The 24,816-nt window shown below is 44.4% G+C and carries 22 protein-coding genes; 18 read left to right on the top strand and 4 right to left on the bottom strand.

The window, feature by feature from the left end; translation table 11 throughout:
• Positions 1–34 precede the first annotated feature (34 nt).
• Positions 35–2,203, top strand: coding sequence for a PTS transporter subunit IIBC (locus tag J5566_RS09170; RefSeq protein WP_208563043.1), 2,169 nt, complete (start codon positions 35–37; stop codon positions 2,201–2,203).
• A gap of 70 nt (positions 2,204–2,273) precedes the next feature.
• On the opposite strand, the gene J5566_RS09165 is transcribed toward J5566_RS09170, so the two are convergent.
• Complete coding sequence (locus tag J5566_RS09165; protein ID WP_105111182.1) at positions 2,274–2,900, bottom strand: DUF2812 domain-containing protein; 627 nt, start codon at positions 2,898–2,900, stop codon at positions 2,274–2,276.
• A gap of 10 nt (positions 2,901–2,910) precedes the next feature.
• Positions 2,911–3,222 (bottom strand): PadR family transcriptional regulator, encoded by a 312-nt coding sequence (locus J5566_RS09160; RefSeq protein WP_004194196.1) that lies wholly within the window; start codon positions 3,220–3,222, stop codon positions 2,911–2,913.
• A 160-nt stretch (positions 3,223–3,382) separates the two neighbouring features.
• Between J5566_RS09160 and J5566_RS09155 the strand changes: the two genes are divergently transcribed.
• Positions 3,383–4,099 (top strand): YebC/PmpR family DNA-binding transcriptional regulator, encoded by a 717-nt coding sequence (locus tag J5566_RS09155; protein ID WP_208563042.1) that lies wholly within the window; start codon positions 3,383–3,385, stop codon positions 4,097–4,099.
• 447 nt (positions 4,100–4,546) lie between these two features.
• Here J5566_RS09155 and metF read toward each other — a convergent pair whose 3' ends face one another.
• Both metF and metE read right to left on the bottom strand, forming a co-directional pair.
• Complete coding sequence (gene metF, locus J5566_RS09150) at positions 4,547–5,407, bottom strand: methylenetetrahydrofolate reductase [NAD(P)H] (RefSeq protein WP_208563041.1); 861 nt, start codon at positions 5,405–5,407, stop codon at positions 4,547–4,549.
• 3 nt (positions 5,408–5,410) lie between these two features.
• Complete coding sequence (gene metE / locus J5566_RS09145) at positions 5,411–7,660, bottom strand: 5-methyltetrahydropteroyltriglutamate--homocysteine S-methyltransferase (protein WP_208563040.1); 2,250 nt, start codon at positions 7,658–7,660, stop codon at positions 5,411–5,413.
• A 338-nt stretch (positions 7,661–7,998) separates the two neighbouring features.
• Here metE and J5566_RS09140 point away from each other — a divergent pair, with 338 nt between their 5' ends.
• The 16 genes from J5566_RS09140 (at position 7,999) to J5566_RS09065 (ending at position 24,649) form a co-directional block, all read left to right on the top strand.
• Positions 7,999–9,570 (top strand): ABC transporter substrate-binding protein, encoded by a 1,572-nt coding sequence (locus tag J5566_RS09140; protein WP_208563039.1) that lies wholly within the window; start codon positions 7,999–8,001, stop codon positions 9,568–9,570.
• A 92-nt stretch (positions 9,571–9,662) separates the two neighbouring features.
• The gene (locus J5566_RS09135; protein ID WP_208563038.1) at positions 9,663–10,619 is read left to right on the top strand and encodes an ABC transporter permease; all 957 of its coding nucleotides are present in this window, start codon (positions 9,663–9,665) and stop codon (positions 10,617–10,619) included.
• Position 10,620: 1 nt separating this feature from the next.
• On the top strand, positions 10,621–11,445 hold the full coding sequence (locus tag J5566_RS09130) for an ABC transporter permease (protein WP_208563037.1): 825 nt from the start codon (positions 10,621–10,623) through the stop codon (positions 11,443–11,445).
• Complete coding sequence (locus J5566_RS09125) at positions 11,442–12,296, top strand: ABC transporter ATP-binding protein (RefSeq protein WP_208563036.1); 855 nt, start codon at positions 11,442–11,444, stop codon at positions 12,294–12,296. The genes J5566_RS09130 and J5566_RS09125 overlap by 4 nt, the downstream gene beginning before the upstream one ends.
• Positions 12,289–13,179, top strand: a complete 891-nt coding sequence (locus J5566_RS09120; protein WP_208563035.1) for an ATP-binding cassette domain-containing protein — start codon at positions 12,289–12,291, stop codon at positions 13,177–13,179. The genes J5566_RS09125 and J5566_RS09120 overlap by 8 nt, the downstream gene beginning before the upstream one ends.
• An 83-nt stretch (positions 13,180–13,262) precedes the next feature.
• On the top strand, positions 13,263–13,952 hold the full coding sequence (locus J5566_RS09115) for a gamma-glutamyl-gamma-aminobutyrate hydrolase family protein (RefSeq protein ID WP_208563034.1): 690 nt from the start codon (positions 13,263–13,265) through the stop codon (positions 13,950–13,952).
• Between the two features lie 227 nt (positions 13,953–14,179).
• Entirely contained in the window at positions 14,180–15,064 is an 885-nt protein-coding gene (locus J5566_RS09110) for a MetQ/NlpA family ABC transporter substrate-binding protein (RefSeq protein ID WP_208563033.1), read from the top strand.
• 78 nt (positions 15,065–15,142) lie between these two features.
• Positions 15,143–16,519, top strand: coding sequence for a M20/M25/M40 family metallo-hydrolase (locus J5566_RS09105; RefSeq protein ID WP_208563032.1), 1,377 nt, complete (start codon positions 15,143–15,145; stop codon positions 16,517–16,519).
• Entirely contained in the window at positions 16,512–17,582 is a 1,071-nt protein-coding gene (locus tag J5566_RS09100; protein ID WP_208563031.1) for a methionine ABC transporter ATP-binding protein, read from the top strand. The genes J5566_RS09105 and J5566_RS09100 overlap by 8 nt, the downstream gene beginning before the upstream one ends.
• Positions 17,576–18,268 (top strand): methionine ABC transporter permease, encoded by a 693-nt coding sequence (locus J5566_RS09095; protein WP_172044382.1) that lies wholly within the window; start codon positions 17,576–17,578, stop codon positions 18,266–18,268. Before J5566_RS09100 ends, J5566_RS09095 begins: the two co-directional genes overlap by 7 nt.
• An 85-nt stretch (positions 18,269–18,353) precedes the next feature.
• Positions 18,354–19,439: an iron-containing alcohol dehydrogenase family protein gene (locus J5566_RS09090; RefSeq protein ID WP_208563030.1), complete on the top strand. Its 1,086-nt coding sequence runs from the start codon at positions 18,354–18,356 to the stop codon at positions 19,437–19,439.
• Positions 19,432–20,373, top strand: coding sequence for a lactate/malate family dehydrogenase (locus J5566_RS09085; protein ID WP_208563029.1), 942 nt, complete (start codon positions 19,432–19,434; stop codon positions 20,371–20,373). Before J5566_RS09090 ends, J5566_RS09085 begins: the two co-directional genes overlap by 8 nt.
• Positions 20,374–20,647: 274 nt before the next feature.
• A complete protein-coding gene (locus J5566_RS09080; RefSeq protein ID WP_208563028.1) occupies positions 20,648–21,409 on the top strand; it encodes an elongation factor Tu in 762 nt (253 codons plus the stop codon).
• A gap of 19 nt (positions 21,410–21,428) precedes the next feature.
• A complete protein-coding gene (gene glyQ / locus J5566_RS09075) occupies positions 21,429–22,346 on the top strand; it encodes a glycine--tRNA ligase subunit alpha (protein ID WP_002939388.1) in 918 nt (305 codons plus the stop codon).
• A complete protein-coding gene (gene glyS / locus J5566_RS09070; protein WP_208563027.1) occupies positions 22,346–24,382 on the top strand; it encodes a glycine--tRNA ligase subunit beta in 2,037 nt (678 codons plus the stop codon). Before glyQ ends, glyS begins: the two co-directional genes overlap by 1 nt.
• Before the next feature lie 9 nt (positions 24,383–24,391).
• Positions 24,392–24,649, top strand: coding sequence for a DUF896 family protein (locus J5566_RS09065; protein ID WP_208563026.1), 258 nt, complete (start codon positions 24,392–24,394; stop codon positions 24,647–24,649).
• Positions 24,650–24,816: the final 167 nt, after the last annotated feature.

The raw sequence follows: 24,816 nt of genomic DNA, 5'->3' as shown, positions 1-24,816 counted from the left end.
GTCAACTGACCAAGAAAAAATTTAGGAGATACACATGAAAAAATTTTTTAGTTTTGAATTTTGGCAAAAATTCGGAAAATGTTTGATGGTCGTTATCGCAGTCATGCCTGCGGCGGGTCTGATGGTCAGCATCGGGAACTCAATCCCGCTGATTAGTCAGGACTCCGAACTCTTGGCCCGTATCGGAAATATCATTGCCCAGATTGGTTGGGGGATTATCGGTAACCTTCACTTGCTCTTTGCTTTGGCAATAGGTGGTAGCTGGGCTAAGGAAAAAGCTGGTGGTGCCTTCTCAGCAGGTCTTGCCTTCATTCTCATTAACTTGATTACTGGTCACTTCTTTGGCGTAAGTACAGCTATGTTGTCAGATGCAGAAGCGACAGTCAGCACAGTCTTTGGGACACAAATCCCAGTTTCAGGTTACTTCGTCAATATCTTGGGCCAACCTGCCCTTAACATGGGTGTCTTCGTTGGTATCATCGCTGGTTTTGTAGGGGCAACAACCTATAACAAATACTACAACTACCGCAAATTACCAGATGTTTTGACTTTCTTTAACGGCAAACGCTTCGTACCATTTGTGGTTATCTATCGCTCTGTACTTGTTGCCTTAGGTTTGGCGATCTTCTGGCCTCTTGTACAAACTGGTATTAACAGTTTTGGTAAATGGATTGCGACTTCGCAAGAAACAGCTCCAATCTTGGCACCATTTGTTTATGGTACCTTGGAACGCTTGCTTCTTCCATTCGGCCTTCACCACATGTTGACCATTCCAATGAACTATACGTCACTTGGTGGGACCTATGACATCTTGACAGGTGCTCAAGCTGGTACCCAGGTATTTGGTCAAGATCCGCTTTGGTTGGCTTGGATTACTGACTTGATCAACCTCAAGGATGCTGGGGACATGACCCAGTACAATGATCTTTTAGCGAATGTAACTCCAGCTCGCTTCAAAGTTGGACAAATGATTGGTTCCTCTGGTATTCTTATGGGCTTGTCCTATGCCATGTATCGCAATGTTGATCCAGATAAGAAGAAAAAATACAAAGGGATGTTCCTATCTTCTGCACTTGCTGTCTTCTTGACAGGTGTAACAGAACCAATTGAGTTTATGTTCATGTTTGCGGCAATGCCACTTTATGTTGTCTATGCTTTAGTACAGGGTGCTGCTTTTGCTATGGCAGATATTGTCAACTTGCGTATGCACTCATTTGGTAATATCGAATTCCTTACACGTACACCGATGGCGATTAAAGCTGGTATCGGCATGGACGTTGTCAACTTTATCTGGGTAACAGCCCTCTTTGCGGTTGCTATGTACTTCATTGCCAACTTCATGATTCAAAAATTCAACCTGGCAACAGCTGGTCGTAATGGCAACTATGATACAGAAACAACAGATGTGGTTTCGAACTCAAACGTAGATACTGCGGATGCCAATTCACAAGTGGTTCAAATCATCAACTTGCTTGGTGGTCGTGATAATATCGCAGATGTGGATGCTTGCATGACTCGTCTACGCGTTAGTGTCAAAGATGTGGCACAGGTTGGAGATGAAAATGCTTGGAAACAGGCTGGTGCTATGGGCTTGATTATCAAAGACTCTGGTGTTCAAGCAGTCTATGGTCCCAAAGCTGATGTTCTCAAATCTGACATTCAAGACTTACTGGAATCTGGCGTAGCCATCCCTCGTACGGAAATTGTTGCGACAGAAGAAGTTGCTACTGAGACTAAGTTCAAAGGTGTGACCGAGGCAGTTTACGCTGTTGCTGAAGGGCAAGCCATTGCCATCACAGAAGTGAAAGATCCGGTCTTCTCACAAAAAATGATGGGCGACGGTTATGCAGTTGAGCCTAGCTCTGGCAATGTTTACGCACCAGTTTCAGGTATCGTAACCAGTGTCTTCCCAACCAAACACGCTGTCGGGATTTTGTCTGACAAGGGTGTAGAAGTCTTGGTGCACGTCGGCCTAGATACAGTTGCGTTAAACGGTGCTCCTTTCTCAGCTAAGGTAACAGATGGCCAACGCGTTGAAGCAGGAGACTTGCTCCTTGTCGCAGATTTGGAAGCCATTCACTCAGCAGGACGTGAAACAACCATCGTCGTTGCCTTCACAAACACAGCTGAAATCAAATCTGTCAGCCTTGGAAATCTTGGGGAAGTAAGTAAAGATAGTCAAGTTGCGACAGTTGAGTTGTAAAAAGTAAAAAAAGATTGAAAAGATGATTGCAGTCAACTCTTTCAATCTTTTTCTTTTGGATAGTATGCCATCAGTATTTTTCTAATTTCTTCGCTTCTTTTTTACCTTTTTCAGCGATATGGAGGAAATAAATAGACCAAGCAAGGAAAAATAAGGGAATAATGCCACTTCTAAACAATGCGAATGGGGTTTCAAAGAGAAAACCAAACCAAAAACTGGTACCAGTTCGTTCCCATAGCCCTGGAGTTAGGTACCAGGATTTAGGATTCCAAAGTGTGTATCCATTTTGGAGTCCAACTTGGTAATGGATAAAAAATAAAGTCAGAAATAATCCGAAATAGGAGTAGGCATAATTTTGGTAGCGTGAATAGAATGATTTTTTCGATTCTGTATCAGAAAAAATTTCTGTGCTTGAAGCTTCGATTGTTTGTTGAAAATAATGGATGCCACATCTACGACTACCTTGTATAGGTTGCCAACCACAGTCTTCAAATAGAGAGAGGTAATTTGAATATTCTCCTTTTGCAATATGTTCATGAAAATCAAGGCGTACGGGATGAGGGGGGCGACTACATTTTTCAAAATGATAGGCTGCTGTCCACGGAATTACTTTGACAAGCTGATAACCTTCGGATTGAATCGAATTAATCCAATGTTCTTCCTCTTGTAAACTGGTGAATAATTTGTGTCTTATCATGGCTTCCTCCTTAAAAACCTAATTCTTTGGCAATATGATGTAGTTTTTGAATACGCTGTGTTTCCAGTTTAATAATCTCTTGGCCCGTTGCTGTTACTTGATAGACTTTTCTTCTTTTATCGGAACTTGGAACGGAACAAATCCATTTTAGTTTCAAAAGATTCTCAATCGCTCCATACATGGTTCCTGCAGCGATTTTCACATCACCATCACTCATATCCTCTACTTTTTGCATGATATGGTAGCCATGGGCAGGTTCCAAGAGAGCTAATAGAATATAGTAGGTTGTCTCCGTTAAGGGGAGGTGCTTGTTCCTTTTCATTTGGCTTCTCCTATGTAGTTCAAATGTACAGTTCTACTATATATTATATATTGGGAAACTATACATGTCAACTGTATAGTGAAGAAGATTTTAAAAATCTTCTCAATCCTTGCCATTTATGGTATAATAAAGCGATTTTATAAAATGTAGGAGGTTCCCCATGGGACGTAAATGGGCCAATATTGTAGCCAAGAAAACCGCAAAAGACGGTGCTAACTCAAAAGTTTACGCCAAATTTGGTGTTGAAATCTATGTAGCAGCGAAAAAGGGTGACCCAGATCCAGAAACAAACTCAGCGCTGAAATTTGTTATTGACCGTGCCAAGCAAGCGCAGGTTCCAAAACACATCATTGATAAGGCCATTGACAAGGCAAAAGGAAACACAGACGAAACTTTCGTAGAAGGTCGTTACGAAGGCTTTGGACCAAATGGTTCTATGATTATTGTTGATACCTTGACATCAAATGTAAATCGTACGGCAGCCAATGTTCGCTCTGCTTTTGGTAAAAACGGTGGTAACATGGGTGCATCTGGTTCTGTATCATTTATGTTTGATAAAAAAGGTGTGGTTGTCTTTGCTGGTGATGATGCAGATGCCATCTTCGAATTGCTCCTTGAAGCAGATGTCGAAGTGGATGACGTAGAAGCAGAAGAAGGCACAATCACTGTCTATACAGCCCCAACTGATTTGCACAAGGCAATCGTGGCACTTAAAGAATCAGGAATCCAAGAGTTCAACGTCACTGAACTTGAAATGATCCCACAATCAGAAGTGTCACTTGAAGGCGATGACCTCGCGACATTTGAAAAACTTTATGATGTCCTTGAAGACGACGAAGACGTCCAAAAAATCTACACGAATGTAGATGGCTTTTAATAAAAATGACTGTCCGGGGGACAGTCATTTTTATTAAAAGGTTGGAGATTGGAACTGCCGGCAGGCAGTTTTCTTTGTACTCAAAAGTCCGGGGGACAGTCATTTTTATTAAAAGGTTGGAGATTGGAACTGCCGGCAGGCAGTTTTCTTTGTACTCAAAAGTCCGGGGGACAGTCATTTTTATTAAAAGGTTGGGGATTGGAACTGACGGCAGGCAGTTTTCTTCATATTCAACTGTCCGGGGGAGTGGATTAAAACAGTCAGGGGAGTGACTGTTTTAACCCGAGCAAATAATTTAAAAGCGAGGCTTGTTTAGTGAACTGTTTCAGCCTGAACCGAAAAATAAGAGTGAGGGGTGGATTGGAAATAGAACCGATTCTTTTTCCTCAAAGCGTAAGTATTCAAACTTAAGCAGGCAAAAAAATCACCGCGAGTGGCGGTGATGGCTTAACTAAAGTGTCTAAAGAGTGAGTGGGTTGCTTGATGGATATGTCTAGCGGTCTCTGCCTTGTTCATGGTATAGAGGTGGACACCAGCGACATCATTCGTGACCAAATCGACAATTTGGTCAACGGCATAGGCAAGACCTGCTGCACGCAAGGATTCGGGTTGGTGTTCGTATTTTTCCAGAATGGCTTTGAACTTGCGTGGGAGACGGATATTCTCACAGGTTTTCAAGAGTCGAAGTGCCTGATTCCTGTTGATGATAGGCATGATGCCTGCGATAATCGGCACTTCGATATCAGCTAGATAGCATTTCTCTTGAAAATCATAGAAGACTTCGTTGTCGAAAAAGAGTTGGGTTACAAGACTAGAACAGCCAGCATCCACCTTCTTTTTCAAATTTTTAATATCCGAAACGGCATTTCCTGACTCTGGATGGCCTTCAGGGTAGCAGGCTCCGATAATGTCAAAATGCGGAGCTTCTTCCTTAATGAAGGAAATCAAATCAGTCGCATACCGAAAATCTTCCTTAGGGGGGAGACCTTGGATTATGTCACCACGCAGTGCCAAAATCCTTTGTACACCAATGCGGTCCAAGGACTGAAGAACAGAGCTAACTTTTTCTTTTGTCAGATAAGCTGCTGGTAGATGGGCAATGGTTGGTACGTGTAAGTCATTGCGAACAAAGTCCGATAGGCGAACGGTTGTTTCTTCGACGTTTACGTTATTATTGCTACAAGTGACGCTGATAAAATGAGGGGCCAAGCCTTGCATTTCTCTAAGTGCTTGGAGAATCTTTTCATTGCCTACTTCTGGTTTTGGAGGAAAAATTTCAAAAGAGAGACTTGGGGCTTGACCTGTCATAGATTAGAGTTCCTTTCTGGCTGCCTTGGCCGCTTGGGTCAAGTGGATAAGGCTAGCTTTGGTTTCTGATTCACCACGAGTTTTTAAACCGCAGTCTGGGTTAATCCAGACTTTTTCTTTTGGTACTTTTGCAAGGATGGCCTGAATAGTTTGTGCAATCTCCTCAACTGCAGGGACACGTGGAGAGTGGATGTCATAGACACCAGGTCCTACCTGGGTTTGGAAATTCTGAGCCTTGAGTTCATCGAGGATAATTAGATTTGAACGGCTAGCTTCGAAGGAGATAACGTCCGCATCCATGTTGTCGATGGCAGGAATGATGTCTGTAAATTCGCTATAGCACATGTGGGTATGAATCTGTGTGTCTGGCGCAACAGTTGAGTGAACCAAACGGAAGGCTGGAATTGCCCAGTCAAGATACTCGCTGTACCAGTCGCTACGGCGGAGTGGTAGTTTTTCACGAAGAGCAGCTTCGTCGATTTGAATAATCTTGATTCCAGCAGCTTCAAGGTCGAGAACTTCTTCCTTGATAGCAAGGGCGATTTGAAGGGTTGATTCTTTGATAGAGATATCTTCACGTGGGAAAGACCAGTTGAGGATGGTTACAGGACCAGTCAACATACCTTTGACTGGTTTGTTGGTACGACTTTGAGCATAGCTTGACCATTTGACAGTAATAGGGTTCAAACGAGTCACATCGCCCCAGATGATTGGTGGTTTTACTCCACGAAGACCATAAGATTGGACCCAACCGTTTTTGCTGAAGAGGTAGCCAGATAGGTTTTCACCGAAGTATTCAACCATGTCGTTGCGTTCAAATTCACCGTGAACCAGTACATCGAAGTCAACTTCTTCCTGCCACTTGATCCACTCATCCGTACGAGCTTCAACAAAGGCATCGTACTCGGCTTCAGTAATTTCGCCACGGCGGAAGGCTAAACGGGTGCTACGGACATCCTTGGTTTGAGGGAAAGACCCAATAGTAGTGGTTGGAAGTAGTGGAAGGTCCAATTTTTCACGTTGAATAGCTTCACGCTCTGCGAAGATAGGTAGGCGAGTGTAGTCTGCATCTGTCAATCCTGCCAAGCGGTTGGCAAGGGCTGCATCACGACCAACACGCTCAAGGGCAAAGAGTTCCTTGTTGGCTGTAAGAGCAACTTCGCCTTGACCATTACGAATAGCATCTAAGTCACGCAGCTCGCTCAATTTTTCAACAGCAAAGGCAAAGTGGTTGAGAATTGCTGGTTCAAATTCTTCATTAGCAGTTGTAAATGGTACATGAAGTAGAGAGCAAGAAGTTGTTAGAACGATATTTTCAGCTGGGATAGCGTCCAAGACAGCCAGGCTCTTTTCATAGTTGTTGCGCCAGATGTTTTTACCATTAACGATACCAGCGTAGAGCGTTTTATCAGCCGGGAAGCCTGTTGCTACAAGTGCAGCTGTTTTCTTGCCTTCTACAAAGTCAAGACCGATAGCATCAACTGGTAGGTTTGTCAATTCAGTATAAATATCTCGCACATCGCCGAAGTAGGTTTGGATAAGGACTTGCAGGCCTTTCTTGTCTGCCAAGAGTGTTTGGTAGATGTTTAGGAAAAGAGCTTTTTCTTCTGCAGTCAAATCCTTGACCAAGCTAGGTTCGTCCAACTGGATTTTTTCCGCACCAAGCTCTGCCAATTTTGCAAATACTTGTCCGTAGGCAGCAACCAAGCTATCTGCTACTTCTTCAGTTTTCACACCATCTTCAAAATCTGTCAATTGCAAGAGAGTGAAGGGACCAATCAAAACTGGACGAGTAGTGATACCCAAGTCTTTTGCTTCTTGGAATTCATCGAAAATCTTATGACCAGCTAGTTTGATTTCTGTGTCTTTTTCAATAGCTGGAACGATATAGTGGTAGTTGGTGTTGAACCATTTTTTCATGGGTCTAGCACGAACGTCACCTTTGTCTCCTTGGTAGCCACGCGCCAAAGCAAAGTATTTTTCAAGGTCGGTCAAATCAAGGTCCTGAACTGCTTTAGGTACGATGTTGAAGAGAACAGCTGCATCCAAAACATTGTCGTAGTGAGAGAAGTCGTTGCTTGGGATTTCAGTAATGCCTGCTTCTTTAACAATAGTCCAGTGCTTGGCACGCAGGTCTTTAGCTGCCGTCAAAAGTTCTTCCTGTGGAATTTCATTTCTAAAGTATTTTTCAGTGATAAATTTTAACTCACGGTATTCGCCAATACGGGGAAATCCAATAATAGTTGTTGTCATGTTCAATCCTCCAAAATATTCTACCCCTTTATCCTAACAAAAACATTCAGGTCTGTATAATTGAAAATAAATAAGTAAGTATATAGCCAGAAACTATATCAATTCTTCTGATATAGCGAGTCAATGTGTTCTTAGCTATAGCTTTACCCAAAGAACAGTTGGATATTTGAGTTTTTCTACTATTTTATTGTCGGATTTTTGAGTCATATTTTGAGGTTAAAAGATTGGAATCGAGTCAGGTTCTTATAAAAAATTTTTAAGAGGTCATAAACTTTATATATTGGTTCCATGTAAAAAATCCTATTACAATAGCCTCAGCTTACATTTAGGAGGAATTTATGAAAAAGAAGACATTCGTTCATTTGTTGACCCTTGCTTCGACACTATTATTAGCTGCATGTGCTAGTTCTGGGACAAGCGAGACTACTAGCAGTTCTAGTGCAGCGGATTCGGAAGAGACATTTACTTATGCGATTAGTGGGGATCCGAGTTCAACCAATCCAATCAATACCAGTGACCGCTGGGGCTTGACCTTGACAAATTTGATTTATTCGCCACTGATTCGAGTGGAGGCAGATGGGACTTATGTCAATGAATTGGCAGAGAGCTACGAGATTGCAGAAGATGGTCTCAGCATTACAGTCCAACTTCGACAGGATGTCAAGTGGTCGGATGGGGAAGCATTCACCGCAGATGATGTGCTGTTTACTTACGCTCAAAAGGTGAAGGAGGAAAACGGGAATGCGGATGGTTTGTGGATAAATGGCAAACCTGTGACCCTTGAAAAACTAGACGATTACACTGTTAAATTTGTTCTTCCTGCGGTTTCAGCCCCTGCTTTGGATAATATTGTGACAGAAACCTACATCATTCCAGAGCACATCTATCAAAATGAGCCTGATTTTTCTGCGAGTCAGCTTGAGGCAAGCCCGGTTGGGACTGGTCCTTATAAGCTGGTTGAGTACAAGCATGGAGAATATATACAGTTAGCAGCCAATGAACACTACTATAAGGGGGTGGCTGATATTGAAAATCTTGTCTTACGCATCATTACTAGTGCAGATACGACCAAGGTTGCCCTTCAAACGGGAGAAGTTGATGCAGCCTTTGTTTTGCCTTCGGACATTCAAGATTTTGACAGTCAATCCATTACCACCTATGCTTATACAGAGAACCGTATTGGGTATTTAGGATTAAATACTTCTACAGAAGAATTAAATAATGTTTCTGTTCGTCAGGCCTTGCTCTATGCCTTGAACAAGGATGAGATGAACCAGGCTGCTTATTTGGATGAACAATACTATGAAACACCGTATTCATTCCTACCAGTTGCCAATCCATATGTAACAGAGGATGTGGAAACCTACAGTCAAGATATAGAAAAAGCTAAAAAACTATTGTCAGATGCGGGTGTGAGCAATTTGACAGTCAATCTGGCTTACAGTTCATCAGATCCTGCTCAAACTTTGCAAGCGACTTTGATTCAACAACAATTGTCTGCCATTGGTGTAACGGTGGAACTAGCAGGTGGTGATTCAACTGCTATCTTTACGGAGTTGAAGAAGGAAGGTTCGACAACTTATGACCTTTTCTTGGGGGGCTATATCATGGGCAATGACCCTGACCAATATGCTCGCTTGTTTAAATCAGGTGGGGCATCCAACTACTTTAAACTCCAGTCCTCAGAAATTGATGACCTATTTGCTCAGGGTGCGGTTGAACTAGATCAGGAAAAACGAGATGTAATTTATGACAATTTACAGGCTAGTTTAGCAGAGCAGGCAGCGATTTACCCAATAGTTGATAATAAAAAAGTCCTTGCGGTCAACAACCGAGTACAGGGAGTAGAAGAGGCTGGTTTGGTTCCGATTTATACGTTTGAAGACCCATCTAAGTTGACGATTGATTAAGGCAGCTTTGTAGTAAAAGGCGAATTTGCCTTGCAGTGGTATCGAAAGAGGTATGGAAGAATCCAGCCTCTTTCACAGTTTTTGGAGAGTATATGTATCGCTATATCATAAAACGAATAGGACAGGCTTTGCCTCTCCTCTTATTGATTTCTTTTATTGTCTTTAGTTTGATTCAATTGGCACCATATGACGTTATTGATTCTTTAACGACACCTAACATGACCCAGGAGCAAGTTGATTTACTCAAGGCCAAGCATGGTTTGGATCAGCCGTTTTTAGTTCAGTATTCAACCTGGTTGGGCAATCTCCTTTCGGGTCAGTTTGGGTATTCGCTGCTCACCCAGCATAGTATTGCGGCGGATTTGGCAGAGAAAATTCCTAATACGATTTCCCTGGTTTTGCCTGCCTATGTGACGGCACTAGTCTTAGCAGTCTTTCTTGGTCTACTCGCAGCTTCCCAGGCTGGAAAATGGGTAGATAGGTTGATAGAAATTTTTGCTTCATTGGGGATTGCAGTCCCAACCTTTTGGTTTGCCATGTTGTTGATTTATCTGTTTGGCTATCAGTTAAAATGGTTTCCGTTTATTGGGATGCATAGTTTAGGTAAGGAGGGAGATGTTGTGGATTTTCTGTCTCACTTTATCCTTCCCTATCTCACCTTGGTGATGGCATTTATGCCAGAATTGATTCGCTATATTCGATCGGCCGCCATAATCGAAAGTGGCAAGGACTATGTGACGGTGCAGGAAGCTTTTCAAGCTAGCCGGTTTTCCATTTTTCGTAGGCATATTTTTCGGAATATCTTAATTCCGATTGTGACACAGATCGGGATGGCTCTCCCTATGTTGGTGACGGGCGCTTTGATTACAGAGACTATTTTTGCATGGCCGGGTGTGGGACCATATCTGACTTCAGCGACGAGGAGTTTGGACTATCCAGTTATCATGGCGGTTATGCTCTTGTCATCCAGTCTAGTGATTGTAGGAAATCTGCTATCAGATGTATTATATGCCTTGATTGACCCGCGGATCTGGAAGGGAGGGAACTAGCATGAATAAGTGGTTTAAGCAGTTGGTTGCCAATCCTGCCTATCTCTTTGCACTTGTCTTTTTACTGGTAATACTTCTGTTGTCGGTTTTTGCACCATTGATACCCATTGATCCCAACCAGACAGATGTCAGTCAGATGAACCAGGGACCTAGTCTCAACCATATCTTTGGAACGGATCAACTGGGGAGGGATTATTTGATCCGGGTTCTGTATGGGGGGAGAATTTCACTTCTGGTTGGTTTGGTTGCCATGGTGGTGACTGTGTCAATCGGGAGTTTGGTCGGTATTGTTTCTGGTTACTTTGGTGGGTTACTAGACAGTGTACTCATGCGCGTGGTTGATGTACTTTCTTCAATTCCATGGCTAGTCTTGGTTATTGTTGTAAGTGTGTTTCTAAAACCTGGGCTTTCGACTATTATCATTGTAATTGGTGGTTTTTCTTGGATGAGCATTGCTCGTTTGTTGCGGGCCGAAACCTTGTCCGCCAAGGTACAGGACTATGTCGTCTATGCTACCTTTATTCAGGTTAGCTCTATTCGCATCATTTGGCGGCACATTTTGCCCCGGATTTTACCAACAATGATTGTTGCGGCAACCACTAGTATTTCTTCGGCAATTATGACGGAATCAGCCCTGAGTTTTTTGGGCTTGGGAATCCAGCAACCCTTAGCTTCTTGGGGTTCTCTTTTACAAAATGCTCAGTCCACCTTGCAAAGTGCCCCTCACATGGCGCTCCTGCCTGGACTGTGTATTGCATTAACCATATATTCCTTCAATACGCTGGGGGACTATTTTAGACATGTTTTGGAGGAGGACTCGGTATGACAGATATTATTCATATTCAGAACCTGACCATTCATCAGTCTAGACGACCGCAAGACCCTTTGGTCAAGGGGCTTGATTTAGCCATTCCCAAAGGTCAAGTTCTAGGCATTATCGGAGAATCTGGCTCTGGTAAAAGTCTTAGCATGAAGGCGGTTATGGGCTTGATAGGCAAAGGTTTGTCAGTGTCTTTCGACCGATTTCTCTTTCAGGGGAAAACTATTGAGAATGGAAAAAACTTGCCGATTGCGATGATTTTTCAAGATCCCATGACATCACTGAATCCTTTGCGAAAGATTGGCTATCATTTGGAAGAAATTCTAGTTCGTTTTCAGCCAGAATTATCAGCAACAGAAAGAAAACAAGAGATGCTGGCTCTTTTAGACCGTGTTGGAATCAGTGAGGGAGAGAAACGCTTGAGGCAATATCCCTTTGAGTTTTCAGGTGGTATGCGGCAGCGAATTTTGATTGCCATGGCCTTATTGGCTAAGCCTGATGTTATCATTGCTGATGAGCCGACAACAGCCCTTGATGTGACGGTTCAGGCTCAAATCCTGTCCCTTATAAAAGAATTGCAGGAGGAGTTAGGATTGACAGTAGTAGTGGTCAGTCATGACTTTGGTGTGATTGCTGGAATCAGTGACCAGGTGATGGTCATGCGATCGGGTCAGTGCCTGGAAAGTGGAAAGGTTGATCAGGTCTTTAATAGTCCAGCCCACAACTATACTCAATCCTTGCTTAAGGCAGCGCAACTAGAAGATGGGGATTATTATATTTCTGTACAAGAGCGGATGGGAAAACTGGTCGAAATAGAGCCAGGGCATTATGTAAGGGAGGTTGAAAGCAGTGAGTGAGGTCCTAATCCAATTAGAAAACATTGAAAAAGAATATACTAGTAAGACGCTTTTTGGTAAAAAGACTCTGACAAAAGCTGTCGATCAGGTTTCCTTAAAGATTGTCAAAGGGGAGACCCTAGGTTTAGTTGGTGAGTCAGGGAGTGGCAAATCAACCCTGGCCAAGCTGATTTTAGGTTTGGAAAAACCGAGTCAGGGACAATTGAAGGTCCATTTAGAAAAAGATAAATCGGGATCACAGGGAATGCAGGTAGTATTTCAAGACCCCTATTCCTCGCTGAATCCCTATATGACAGCTTTGGAGTTGGTTCGGGAACCCTTGGACCATTTGGATCATAAGGAAGCGGACGGTATTGCAAGTAAAATCTTGGAAAGAGTGGGAATTGTAGTAGCGGACCAAGGGAAGAAACCAGCTGCCTTTAGTGGAGGTCAACGTCAGCGGATTGGGATTGCTAGAGCTATTGTCAGTCGACCGAGTTTTGTTGTCTGTGATGAGCCGACGTCAGCACTTGATGTGTCAACCCAAGCACGGATTATCCAACTTTTGACGGACCTGCAAGTGGAGTTGGGGTTGAGTTATCTTTTTATTTCCCATGATTTAAACCTAGTTAGGAAATTTGCGGACCGAATCGCAGTAATGTACCGTGGTAAAATCGTAGAAATAGGGCCTTCTAAGTCTGTTTTTGAAACTCCTGGACATCCCTATACCCGCTACCTACTTTCTGCCAATCTGAGTTTGGATCCTTCTCAAGCTCGTAAGCAATTGACTAGCCTTGGCCAGTCGAGACAGGAATTTCAAATAGAGGGGCGGTTGGAAGAGTGGAGACCGGGGCATTTTGTATTGGGTCTTAAACCAGGTGAAAATGCTGATAAAAATTCTTAATGTCCTGATAAAAGATCTCTATTTTACAAGAGTGGAGGGACATGGTAGAATGTTGTTCAAGTAAGTCGAAAGGTGGTGCCTGTATGGCAAAAGTTCTTGTGGGAATTACTGGAAATGAAAAGCAATTTCCTGGTCAGACAGGCATAACCTATGTTGCTGTTGCAAGCGAATTAGCCCAAGGCGTTAGTGATGCCGGAGGCTTGCCAATTGTTATCCCAATGGGAGAAGTTTCCCAAGCCAAAGATTATGTGGATATGATTGATAAGTTGATCCTGTCAGGTGGTCAGCATGTGGATCCACGTTTTTATGGAGAAGAGAAGTTAATTGAGAGTGACGATTATCTGCTAGCGCGTGATGAATTTGAATTGGCCCTGATTCGAGAGGCATTGAAACAGAATAAACCAATTTTTGCGGTGTGCCGAGGAATGCAACTTTTAAATGTTGCACTTGGTGGGAGTCTCCATCAGGCAATTGAGGACCATTGGCAGGATGGATATGCAGGAACTTCGCATAGTCTTCGTGTCAAACCCCATAGTCGTGTTAGCCAGTTGTTTGACCAAGGTAGCCAAATCAACTCTTTCCATCGTCAAAGTATCAAGGAATTGGCACCAGAATTGGTAGCAACTGCCCATGATCCAAGAGATGGAACGATTGAAGCTTTTGAAAATCGAAAAGGTACTTCGCTGCTTGGGATTCAATGGCACCCAGAATTTCTATGGCAAGAATGCGAACGCTCACGCCAACTCTTCCGTTACTTAGTTGAAAAATTATAAATGCACCGGTTCGGTGCTTTTTTGTTCATTTTTCATTTGGAATGCTTGGTCAATTACTGAGCTTTGGGGCTAGTCAGTCTGTAACTATATAAAAATGGCCCAAAACTAATAATCATCAATATGTTTGTTATAGTTTTTTCTTATATCTAAGCATAAAAAAAGTCTAATAGCCAGATTTCTTTCCCTGTGGTAAGATAGGGATAGTTCAAATTAAGGAGATATACATCATGAAATTAAAGAAAATTTTTGGTCTTGCAGCAACAGCTGCTCTCACGCTTGGTCTTTTGGCAGCTTGTAGCTCAAACTCTTCAACAACGACTGAGTCTTCTGCTGATACAACGACTCTTAAAGTTGGTATCATGACACGTAATGCCTATACAACAGAAGTATGGGACAAGGTTACTGAGTTGGCAGCAGCTGAGGGTGTTACAGTTGAATTGACAGAGTTCACAGATTACTCACAACCAAACAAGGCTTTGGCTGAAGGAGACGTAGATGTCAATGCCTTCCAACACATTTACTTCTTGAACAACTGGAACACTGAAAACGGTGGTGACTTGCAAGTGGCTGGTTACACATTGTACAGCCCAATCCGCTTCTACTCAGGTGTTGAAGGCAGCACAGACAAGTACGCTTCTATTGAAGATATTCCAGAAGGTGCAGAAATTGCCGTTCCAAACGATGCAACAAACGAAAGCCGTGCCCTCTTCTTGCTTGAGTCAGCAGGTTTGATCGAGTTGGATGTTGCAGATGGCGAATTAGCTACACTTTCTCACATCACTTCAAATCCAAAGAACATCACTATTACAGAATTGGATGCAAGCCAAACAGTTCGTTCACTTGAGTCAGTTGACGGTGCAGTTATCAACAACAACTATGCACAAGAAGCAGGTCTTGATACTTCTAAAGCCCTTTACATCGAGCAAAAAGGTGCAGACACTGAGGTTTGGTACAACGTTATTGCAGCGCAAAACGGATGGGAATCATCTGATAAGGCAGACGCTATCAAAGTCTTGATTGCATCTTACAACACTGATGAAGTTGCAGAAATCATTGAACGTGCTTCAAACCAAACAGATTTCGCTATCTGGGATGAAGTTTCAGCAGAATAATAGTTTATAGATAGGGAGTAGAGGAAGCTGATACGTGTGTTTCAGCTTCTATTCCTATTTTTAGAGAGGGAAGTCAACATGGCATTTTTGTCAGAGAAAGAACAAATTGAAAAATTTTGGCAGGATACCGTTGTCCAGGAGGATTTGAAGCATCTGAAGGCCTTGATTGGTAAAAAATCCATCTTTGCCCAACAGATTGGTCTGGAAGAGGTTGCTGACTACCTTCAAGAGATCTTTGAAGAGGCAGGAGCCAATGTCTTAGTTGATAAGTCTTTCGCTGCTCCCTTTGTCTTAGCGACATTTGCAGCAGACAATCCTGAAGCCAAAACCATTATTTTCTACAACCACTACGATACGGTTCCAGCCGATAGCGACCAAATCTGGCTCAAAGGCCAACCTTTTGAATTGACCCTGACTGAAGACAGTATGTACGGTCGCGGGGTGGATGATGACAAGGGACACATCGTGGCCCGTCTATCTGCAGTCAAAAAATATTTAGCCAAGCAGGGGGGTCTGCCAGTCAATATTATCTTCATCATGGAGGGGGCTGAAGAGTCGGCTTCTGTAGACCTGGATAAATATTTGGACAAATACAAGGAACAGCTCAGTCAAGCAGAACTTCTAGTTTGGGAGCAGGGCATTCGCAACAAGAAAAACCAGCTGGAGATTTCAGGTGGGAACAAGGGCATCGTGACCTTTGATGTCACTGTAAAGAGTGCTGATTTGGATATTCATTCTTCCTTTGGTGGTGTAATCGATTCAGCAGCCTGGTACTTGTTACAAGCTCTTTCTAGCCTGCGAGAACCAGACGGCCGCATCAAGGTTCCAGGAATTTATGATAAGGTCCAAGAACCGAATGAGCGTGAAATGGCCTTGGTAGAAGAATACGCCCTGGTCAATGCAGATAGTTTGAAAGAAATCTATGGTTTAAGTCTGCCGCTCTTGCGTCAGGAACGCAGAGAACTTTTGAAACGTTTGTATTTTGAACCATCTATTACCATTGAAGGTTTGTCCACAGGCTATCAGGGGCAGGGAGTCAAGACCATCATTCCTGCCAATGCTAGTGCTAAGATGGAGGTTCGTCTGGTTCCAGGTTTGACGCCTGAGGGCGTTTTAAGGGCTATTCGTACCTATCTGGCAGACAGAGGATTTTACCAAGTTGAGGTAACCTTTACCTTAGGGGAAGAATCCTACCGTTCGGATATGTCTGCGCCTGCTATTGTAAAGGTCATCGATTTGGCTAAGTCATTTTATCCCCAAGGGGTGTCGGTACTGCCGACCTCACCCGGAACAGGTCCCATGCATACGGTCTTCCATGCTCTAGGTGTTCCCATTGCTGGATTTGGACTGGGCCACGAAGGCAGTCGAGACCATGCAGGCGATGAAAATGTGAAGATTGCAGACTATATTGCCCATGTAGAATTAGTAGAGGAGTTGATTGCAAGCTATGAGTAAGGAAATCATTAAATTAGACAATATTGATGTGACCTTCCGTCAGAAAAAACGGGAGATTACAGCTGTCAAGGATGTCAGCATCCATATCAATCAGGGAGATATTTATGGGATTGTTGGCTATTCTGGAGCGGGTAAATCAACCCTGGTTCGTGTCATCAATCTCTTGCAGGTGCCTACAGGTGGCAAGATTACTATCGATGATGATGTGATTTTTGACCAAGGAAAAGTAACCTTGAGCCCTGCTCAATTACGGGAAAAACGCCGAGATATCGGTATGATTTTCCAGCATTTTAATCTGATGGCGCAAATGACAGCAGCAGAGAACGTTGCCTTTGCTCTTAAACACTCAGGTTTGAGCAAGGAAGAGAAAGCAGAAAAAGTCAACCGTCTCTTGGAATTGGTGGGATTGGCGGATAGAGCTGAAAATTTCCCTGCCCAATTGTCAGGTGGTCAGAAACAACGGGTAGCTATTGCGCGTGCCTTGGCAAATGATCCGAAAATTTTGATTTCAGATGAATCAACCTCTGCCTTGGACCCTCGTACAACTAAGCAAATTTTGGCTCTCTTACAGGAGTTGAATGAAAAACTTGGATTGACCATTGTCTTGATTACTCATGAAATGCAGATTGTCAAAGATATTGCCAATCGTGTGGCGGTTATGCAGGATGGTCGATTGATTGAAGAAGGCTCTGTCCTTGAAATCTTCTCGCATCCAAAAGAAGAATTGACCCAAGATTTCATCAAAACAGCAACAGGAATTGATGAGGCCTTGGTGAAGATTTACCAACAGGGAATTGTGCAAAACTTGCCAGAGAACAGCCTATTGGTACAACTCAAGTATTCAGGTGCCAGCACAGATACAGCTATCGTCAACGACCTCTATAAATTTTATCAGGTATCTTCCAATATTCTGTATGGAAATATTGAGATTTTGGATCACACGCCAGTTGGTGAAATGGTCTTGATTTTGTCAGGTGAGCCAGGAAATATCCACCGAGCACTTGAAGCTGTAACAGAAGCCCATGTTGAAGTAACGATTTTGAAAGGAGAACAATCATGTTAGAATGGATTGAAACCTATATGCCCAACGTATACAGAATGGGTTGGGATACGCAAACAGGTTGGTTGACAGCCATTAATGCGACTATCTACATGACAGGTTGGTCATTCTTATTTGGTGGACTACTGGGTTTAATTACAGGACTTTTGTTGGTCCTAACAGCTCCAAGAGGTGTTTTGGAAAACAAGTATGTCTTTTGGATTTTAGATAAGGTTGCATCCCTATTTCGTGCCATTCCCTTCATTATCCTTTTGGCCTTCTTGAACCCTGTCACCCGTGCCATCGTGGGTACAGGTATTGGTGCCAAGGCAGCCTTGGTTCCCTTGGCCTTATCTGTCTTCCCTTTCTATGCCCGCCAAATCCAGGTTGTCTTATCAGAACTGGATCGTGGTGTCATTGAGGCGGCACAGGCTTCTGGTGCAACTATTCCGGATATTATTGGGGTTTACTTGCGAGAAGGTCTTCCGGATATCATCCGTGTGACGACCTTGACCTTGATTTCTCTCGTTGGTTATACAGCCATGGCAGGAGCGATCGGTTCAGGGGGTCTCGGAAACGTAGCGATCTCCTATGGATACAATCGCTTCGCAGATGATGTAACCTTGGTGGCGACTATTCTTATTTTGGTGATGATTTTCGTCATTCAGTTTGTTGGTGATTTCCTCACTAAGAAAATTAATCATCGCTAGTACATACTGTTAGAAACAAAGACAAGTGGAAGTTTGACCGTGTCTTTGTTTTTTACTATACTAATCTAAAAAGGAGTTAGCGATTATGGAATTTGAAAAATTAGTACGTGGTGAGCCGGGTCAATATGTGGCTTCTCAAGGTTCCTTAAAGGAATTGTCGGCTCGGCTGGCCCTTTTTCAACAGCCTGTGATTGTGACGGGCCAAAAAGCCTACACTGCCTTTGTCAAGCATTTTGGCAAGGAGGCGGACTGGCCAGTGCTCTTTTATGACCGTACGGCTAGTCATGAGGACATGGACCGTTTGGCAGCACAGGCTGGTCAGCTGGGAGCCGATGTCATTGTCGGTATCGGTGGTGGCAAGGTCATGGATACGACCAAAGGAGTGGCAGATCGACTTAATGTTGAGGTCGTTCTAGTGCCGACCCTGGTTGCGACCTGTGCTTGCTCGACACCGCTCCTAGTGGCCTATCATCCCGACCACAGTTTCAAGTCCATTGATTATTGCCAGCGGTCTGGCTTTATGACGCTTGTAGATTATGATTTGCTGGTTGATGCTCCAAAGGAATATCTGATTAGTGGTATTTCGGATACTTTGGCCAAATGGTATGAGCTGGAAGCCATTCATCGAGGTAAGAAGCGGCAAGAATTACCAGCCATGGTACAATTGGCCTTGGCAACAGCTCAGGTCAGTCAGGACATTCTCTTGCATGATACGGAGGCAGTCCTTGAAGCAGCCGATAGAAAGCAGGTCACGCCAGCCTTTGAACGCATGGTGGATACAGTCTATGCGGTAGCTGCCAATGTCGGTTGTCAAACCAGTGACTATGTGTCTGGAGCACATGCCCTTCATAATGGGCTGACAGTCTTGCATGAAACCCACCAGATTGCCCATGGCTTAAAAGTTGCCTACGGAATCTTGGTCCAGCTCTGTCTGACAGGGGATGAGGCTGAAGTCCGTAAACTCTTGCCTTTCTATCAGAAAAACGGCTATATTTACCGTTGGGACCAGCTGGAAGTAAAAGAAGATTGTTTGACTGCCATGAAAAAAGTGGCGGAAAAAGCTACTGTTCCAACAGAGAGCTATGTCAATATCCGTTCAGACATCACAGCAGATGAAGTAGTAGCTGCCATACTCAGACTAGAAGAAATTGTAAAGGAAGTATATGGCTAGAAAAATTGGGATTATTGGCTTGGGTCATGTTGGAGCTACTCTCTTACATGACTTAATCGTAGGTCAGTTTTTTGATGATTATGTGGTGATTGACAAGGACGAGAAAAAGCTAGCAGCGGATGTGCTGGATATGCAGGACCGTGTGGCCAATACAGGTCAGTTTGCTAACTTCATCCTCAATGATTATGCGGCTCTGGTGGATGCGGACATTGTGGTGTCCAGTCTTGGCAAGATCAGCCTACAGGGCAATGCGGCCAAGAGCCGTTTTGCAGAGCTGCCCTTTACCAGTCAAGAGGTCAAGGAAGTATCAGAAAAGCTGGTTGCGTCAGATTTTTCAGGTATTCTCATCGTCATTACTAACCCAGTTGATGTCATCACCCAGCTCTATCAGACCTACACCGGTTTCCCAAAAGAGCGGGTGATTGGCACAGGGACCTTGCTTGATACGGCTCGGATGAAGCGTGCGGTGGGTCAGCGGTTTGGGCTTGCCCCGACCAGCATCTCAGGCTACAATCTGGGTGAGCATGGCAACTCCCAATTCACCGCTTGGAGCCAGGTGCGGAATGGTCAAACACCTATTCAGGCCTTGGTGCCAAAAGAGGAACTGGACCAGCTAGCCGAGGAGGCACGAGTGGGCGGTCACACGGTCTTCTTCGGCAAGGGTTACACCAACTTTGCCATTGCAGCGGCGGCCAAGACTTTGATTGAGGTGGTTTTGTCCAATAGCAGAGCAGTCTTGCCAGTTTCCCACTACCTAGCAGCCTACGGGACCTATCTGGGCTACCCAGCGACAGTCGGGCGGAGCGGGATTGAAGCTACGGTGGACCTAGACTTGACTCAGGAAGAATTGACCTTGCTAGACCAGTCTGCCACCATCATCCGCGAGCGTGTCGAGGTAGCTAAAAAGGGGGACTGGGAGAGTTTGATTTTGTAAGGCAAGAGTAGACAAACCATGTTTTTTCTGCTACAATACTAAGCATGAAAGAAGGTTATTTCAAATGCCTGTCTAGCGAGTTTGGGAGAGTGGGAGCCAGACCAGTCGTGGAATAATTGGCGCTTTCCTAGTCGTGACCATGTCCGACTTCATCAGAATCATACAAATGAAGTAATAAATTAGGGTGGAACCGCGTTCTCAACGCCCCTATGTCTGTTGACAGGGGAAGAGAATGTGGTTCTTTTTCTGTTTTGCCAGAGATGAAAGAGAGGATATGAAGAATTTTTATCTAGTGGATAGCCAAGAACAGCTGTTTAACTATCAGCAATTTGTCTCAAAATACGAGGCAAAATGGCATGACTATATCCATTTTATAAGGAAGGAGTATCAAGTTCGTGATTTGCCCCAAGCCCTTATCTGGGCAAATGAAGAAGCCGCAAGAAAATTACTTGGCCAAAGTCCCGTACCAGCCTACACTAATGATATCCGCATGGTCATGACATCAGACTTAGCAGTTTGGAAAAAGATTTACCAGCATCAACTAGATAGCTACGAGAACAGCCCAGACTTGCAGACATTGAGTGCTCACTACAAAGGTTTGTCGGAAAATCATCTGTTGCAAATTATCGGTCATGAGCTGGCGCATTGGTCAGACCTTTTTCTGGATGACTTTGCGGACTATGATGCAAACATCTGGTTTGAAGAGGGCATGGTCGAGTACATCAGCAGACAGTATTTTTTGACAGAAGAAGAGTTTGCTCAAGAGCGGTTCTGTAATCAGCTCTTGGTTGACCTCTTTCAAGAAAAACACGGCTGGCATTCCTTGGATGCTTTTGGAAAATCCACTTACGAAGGAGATTACGCGAGTATTTTTTACGAGTACTGGCGAAGTTTTCTCACCATTGACCAGTTAGTAGAGAAAGTAGGTTCGGTCCAAGCACTTTTTGAAACCTATTATAAATGGGCGCAGTCAGACCAAAGCATTTCGCTACTCAACTGGTTTGTGCAGGAAGAATTATTAGAAAAAGAAATTTAAAAAGAAACAGGAGTAACTTATGTCAAAGAAACTTACTTTCCAGGAAATTATCCTGACCTTACAACAATTTTGGAATGAGCAGGGTTGTTTGCTCATGCAGGCTTATGATACGGAAAAAGGTGCGGGTACTATGAGCCCATACACTTTCTTGCGTGCTATTGGTCCTGAGCCATGGAATGCGGCTTATGTGGAGCCTTCTCGTCGTCCTGCGGACGGTCGTTACGGGGAAAACCCAAACCGTCTCTATCAGCACCACCAGTTCCAAGTGGTTATGAAACCGTCGCCTTCTAACATTCAAGAACTCTACTTGGAGTCTTTGGAGCGTTTGGGCATCAATCCTTTGGAGCATGACATTCGTTTCGTTGAGGATAACTGGGAAAACCCTTCAACAGGCTCAGCTGGTCTGGGCTGGGAAGTTTGGTTGGACGGTATGGAAATCACACAGTTTACCTACTTCCAACAGGTCGGTGGCTTGGCAACAGGACCTGTCACAGCCGAAGTAACCTATGGTTTGGAGCGTCTGGCTTCTTACATTCAAGAAGTTGACTCCGTTTACGATATTGAGTGGGCAGACGGCGTTAAATATGGCGAAATCTTCATCCAGCCAGAGTATGAGCATTCAAAATATTCCTTTGAAGTATCCGACCAAGATATGCTCCTTGAAAACTTCACTAAGTTTGAGAAAGAAGCAGAGCGGGCTTTGGAAGAGGGCTTGGTGCACCCAGCCTTTGACTATGTGCTCAAATGTTCCCATACCTTTAACCTGTTGGATGCCCGCGGTGCTGTGTCTGTAACCGAACGTGCAGGCTACATTGCCCGTATCCGTAACCTAGCTCGTGTCGTTGCCAAGACCTTTGTGGCAGAGCGGAAAAAACTCGGTTTCCCACTTTTGGATGAAGCAACACGAGCAGAATTGTTGAAGGAGGACGCAGAATAATGACCAAAAATTTACTTGTTGAACTTGGTTTGGAAGAAATTCCTGCCTACATCGTAACTCCAGCCATGCACCAGTTGCGTGACCGCATGGCGACTTTTTTGACAGACAATCGCTTGGCTTTTGACAGCATTGATGTCTTTTCAACGCCACGCCGCTTGGCTATTCGTGTGCGTGGTTTGGCAGACCAGCAGACTGATCTTACAGAAGATTTCAAGGGTCCTGCTAAGAAGATTGCCTTGGATGCAGACGGAAACTTCACTAAAGCTGCAGAAGGCTTTGTCCGTGGCAAAGGCTTGACGACAGCTGACATTGAGTTCCGCGAGATCAAGGGCGAAGAGTATGTTTATGTGACCAAACACGAAGCAGGCCAGCCAGCTAAGGCAGTCTTGGCGGGTATTCCAGAGGTCTTGAAGGCTATGACCTTCCCTGTCAGCATGAACTGGGCGTCCAACAAATTCGCCTACATCCGTCCTGTCCACACCTTGACCGTTCTCTTGGACGATGAGGCATTGGATATGGATTTCTTGGACATTAGATCAGCTCGCATCAGCCGTGGTCATCGTTTCCTTGGAAATGAAACTGAGATTGCAAGTGCAGATTCTTACGAGGCAGACTTGCGTGCACAGTTTGTCATTACAGACCCCGCAGAGCGTCAAAATATGATTATCGAGCAAATCAAGGCTATCGAGGACAAACACAAGGTGACAGTTGAGATAGATGAGGATCTGCTCAATGAAGTTCTCAACCTGGTCGAGTACCCAACTGCCTTCATGGGTTCTTTTGACACCAAATACTTGGAAGTGCCAGAAGAAGTCTTGGTAACTTCCATGAAAAACCACCAGCGCTACTTCGTGGTGCGTGATAAGGCTGGCAAACTCTTGCCAAACTTCATCTCCGTCCGAAACGGTAATGACCAGTACCTTGACAATGTCATTAAAGGAAACGAAAAAGTCTTGGTGGCCCGTTTGGAAGATGGTGAGTTCTTCTGGCGTGAGGACCAAAAACTCAAGATTGCTGACTTGGTAGAGCGACTCAAAGTCGTGACCTTCCATGAGAAAATCGGCTCCCTTTACGAGCACATGGAACGTACCAAAGTTATCGCAGAAAAACTGGCTGACTTGGCAGGCTTGTCTGCGGATGAAAAGGCAGATGTGGCACGTGCAGCGGACATCTACAAGTTTGACCTCTTGACAGGTATGGTCGGCGAGTTTGACGAATTGCAAGGGATCATGGGTGAGAAGTATGCCCTGCTTGCAGGGGAAAAACCTGCGGTGGCAGCAGCTATCCGTGAGCACTATCTTCCTAACTCTGCAGAAGGCGAATTGCCTGAGAGCAAGGTCGGCGCGGTCTTGGCACTGGCTGACAAATTCGACACCCTTCTATCCTTCTTCTCTGTAGGCTTGATTCCTTCTGGCTCAAACGACCCTTACGCTCTTCGTCGTGCGACACAGGGTATCGTGCGGATTTTGGAAGCGTTTGGTTGGGAAATTCCATTGGATCAGTTGATTGCGGAGCTCTACAGCTTGAACTTTGCCAGCTTGACCTATGACAACCAGCCAGCTGTGATGGACTTTATCCGTGCTCGTGTAGAGAAGATGATGGATAAGGCGATTCCGAAAGACATCCGTGAGGCTGTACTTGCCAGCTCAACCTTTGTGGTCAGACTACAACTGGCAGCCAGCTCTGCTATTTTCCAAAAATCAAAAGAGACTGACTACAAGGAAGCCGTGGAAAACTTGTCACGTGTTTTCAACTTGGCTGAAAAGGCGGAGGCGACAGCGATTGACGAGGCACTCTTCGAAAACGACCAGGAAAAAGCCCTTGCTGCTGCAGTGGCAGGCTTGGAGTTGACAGAAGACATGGCGGGCAACTTGGACAAGCTCTTTGCTCTCAGCCCAGTCATCGCGGCCTTCTTCGACAATACCATGGTCATGGCGGACGACGCAGCGGTCAAAGCCAACCGTTTGGCCCTCTTGAAAGCCTTGGCGGATAAGGCTTCCGCAGTGGCCGTCTTCAATCTCTTGAATAGTAAGTAGGAGGCAAGCATGGAACAAGCAAAAATCGATCGCATCAATGAATTGGCCCGCAAGAAAAAGGCGGGAGGTTTGACAGAGGAGGAGTTGCAGGAACAGGCAGCTCTTCGTGAGGAGTATATCGAGGGTTACCGCCGTAGCGTGCGTACCCATGTCGAAGGCATCAAGATTGTTGATGAGGATGGCAACGACGTGACGCCAGAGAAACTCCGTCAAGTCCAACGTGAAAAGGGCTTGCATGGCCGTAGTTTGGATGATCCCAATTCCTAAATCTACATTGCTAAAAAAAACAAGTAAAAGACTAGGTTTTTGAACTGCACCCCAAAAGTTAGACACAAAATCTAACGATTGGGGTGTTTTTCTTATGAAATTAAGTTATGAAGAAAAACTAGAAATATATGAGCTGAGAAAGAGTGGCGTGTCGTGGGTCAACCTTA

Origin of the sequence: Streptococcus suis, assembly GCF_017601095.1 — a bacterium.
Lineage (GTDB): Bacteria > Bacillota > Bacilli > Lactobacillales > Streptococcaceae > Streptococcus > Streptococcus suis_Z.
This window is presented reverse-complemented; position numbering and strand designations above follow the sequence as displayed.

Coding starts and splice junctions, on each gene's coding strand:
- J5566_RS09155 (WP_208563042.1), top strand. CDS start 3,383: ATGGGACGTAAATGGGCCAATATTGTAGCCAAGAAAACCGCAAAAGAC.
- J5566_RS09095 (WP_172044382.1), top strand. CDS start 17,576: ATGTTAGAATGGATTGAAACCTATATGCCCAACGTATACAGAATGGGT.
- J5566_RS09065 (WP_208563026.1), top strand. CDS start 24,392: ATGGAACAAGCAAAAATCGATCGCATCAATGAATTGGCCCGCAAGAAA.
- metE (WP_208563040.1), bottom strand. CDS start 7,660: ATGACAACAACTATTATTGGATTTCCCCGTATTGGCGAATACCGTGAG.
- J5566_RS09165 (WP_105111182.1), bottom strand. CDS start 2,900: ATGATAAGACACAAATTATTCACCAGTTTACAAGAGGAAGAACATTGG.
- J5566_RS09170 (WP_208563043.1), top strand. CDS start 35: ATGAAAAAATTTTTTAGTTTTGAATTTTGGCAAAAATTCGGAAAATGT.
- J5566_RS09105 (WP_208563032.1), top strand. CDS start 15,143: ATGGCATTTTTGTCAGAGAAAGAACAAATTGAAAAATTTTGGCAGGAT.
- J5566_RS09100 (WP_208563031.1), top strand. CDS start 16,512: ATGAGTAAGGAAATCATTAAATTAGACAATATTGATGTGACCTTCCGT.
- J5566_RS09080 (WP_208563028.1), top strand. CDS start 20,648: ATGAAGAATTTTTATCTAGTGGATAGCCAAGAACAGCTGTTTAACTAT.
- J5566_RS09135 (WP_208563038.1), top strand. CDS start 9,663: ATGTATCGCTATATCATAAAACGAATAGGACAGGCTTTGCCTCTCCTC.
- J5566_RS09090 (WP_208563030.1), top strand. CDS start 18,354: ATGGAATTTGAAAAATTAGTACGTGGTGAGCCGGGTCAATATGTGGCT.
- glyS (WP_208563027.1), top strand. CDS start 22,346: ATGACCAAAAATTTACTTGTTGAACTTGGTTTGGAAGAAATTCCTGCC.
- J5566_RS09115 (WP_208563034.1), top strand. CDS start 13,263: ATGGCAAAAGTTCTTGTGGGAATTACTGGAAATGAAAAGCAATTTCCT.
- J5566_RS09130 (WP_208563037.1), top strand. CDS start 10,621: ATGAATAAGTGGTTTAAGCAGTTGGTTGCCAATCCTGCCTATCTCTTT.
- metF (WP_208563041.1), bottom strand. CDS start 5,407: ATGACAGGTCAAGCCCCAAGTCTCTCTTTTGAAATTTTTCCTCCAAAA.
- glyQ (WP_002939388.1), top strand. CDS start 21,429: ATGTCAAAGAAACTTACTTTCCAGGAAATTATCCTGACCTTACAACAA.
- J5566_RS09125 (WP_208563036.1), top strand. CDS start 11,442: ATGACAGATATTATTCATATTCAGAACCTGACCATTCATCAGTCTAGA.
- J5566_RS09160 (WP_004194196.1), bottom strand. CDS start 3,222: ATGAAAAGGAACAAGCACCTCCCCTTAACGGAGACAACCTACTATATT.
- J5566_RS09140 (WP_208563039.1), top strand. CDS start 7,999: ATGAAAAAGAAGACATTCGTTCATTTGTTGACCCTTGCTTCGACACTA.
- J5566_RS09085 (WP_208563029.1), top strand. CDS start 19,432: ATGGCTAGAAAAATTGGGATTATTGGCTTGGGTCATGTTGGAGCTACT.
- J5566_RS09110 (WP_208563033.1), top strand. CDS start 14,180: ATGAAATTAAAGAAAATTTTTGGTCTTGCAGCAACAGCTGCTCTCACG.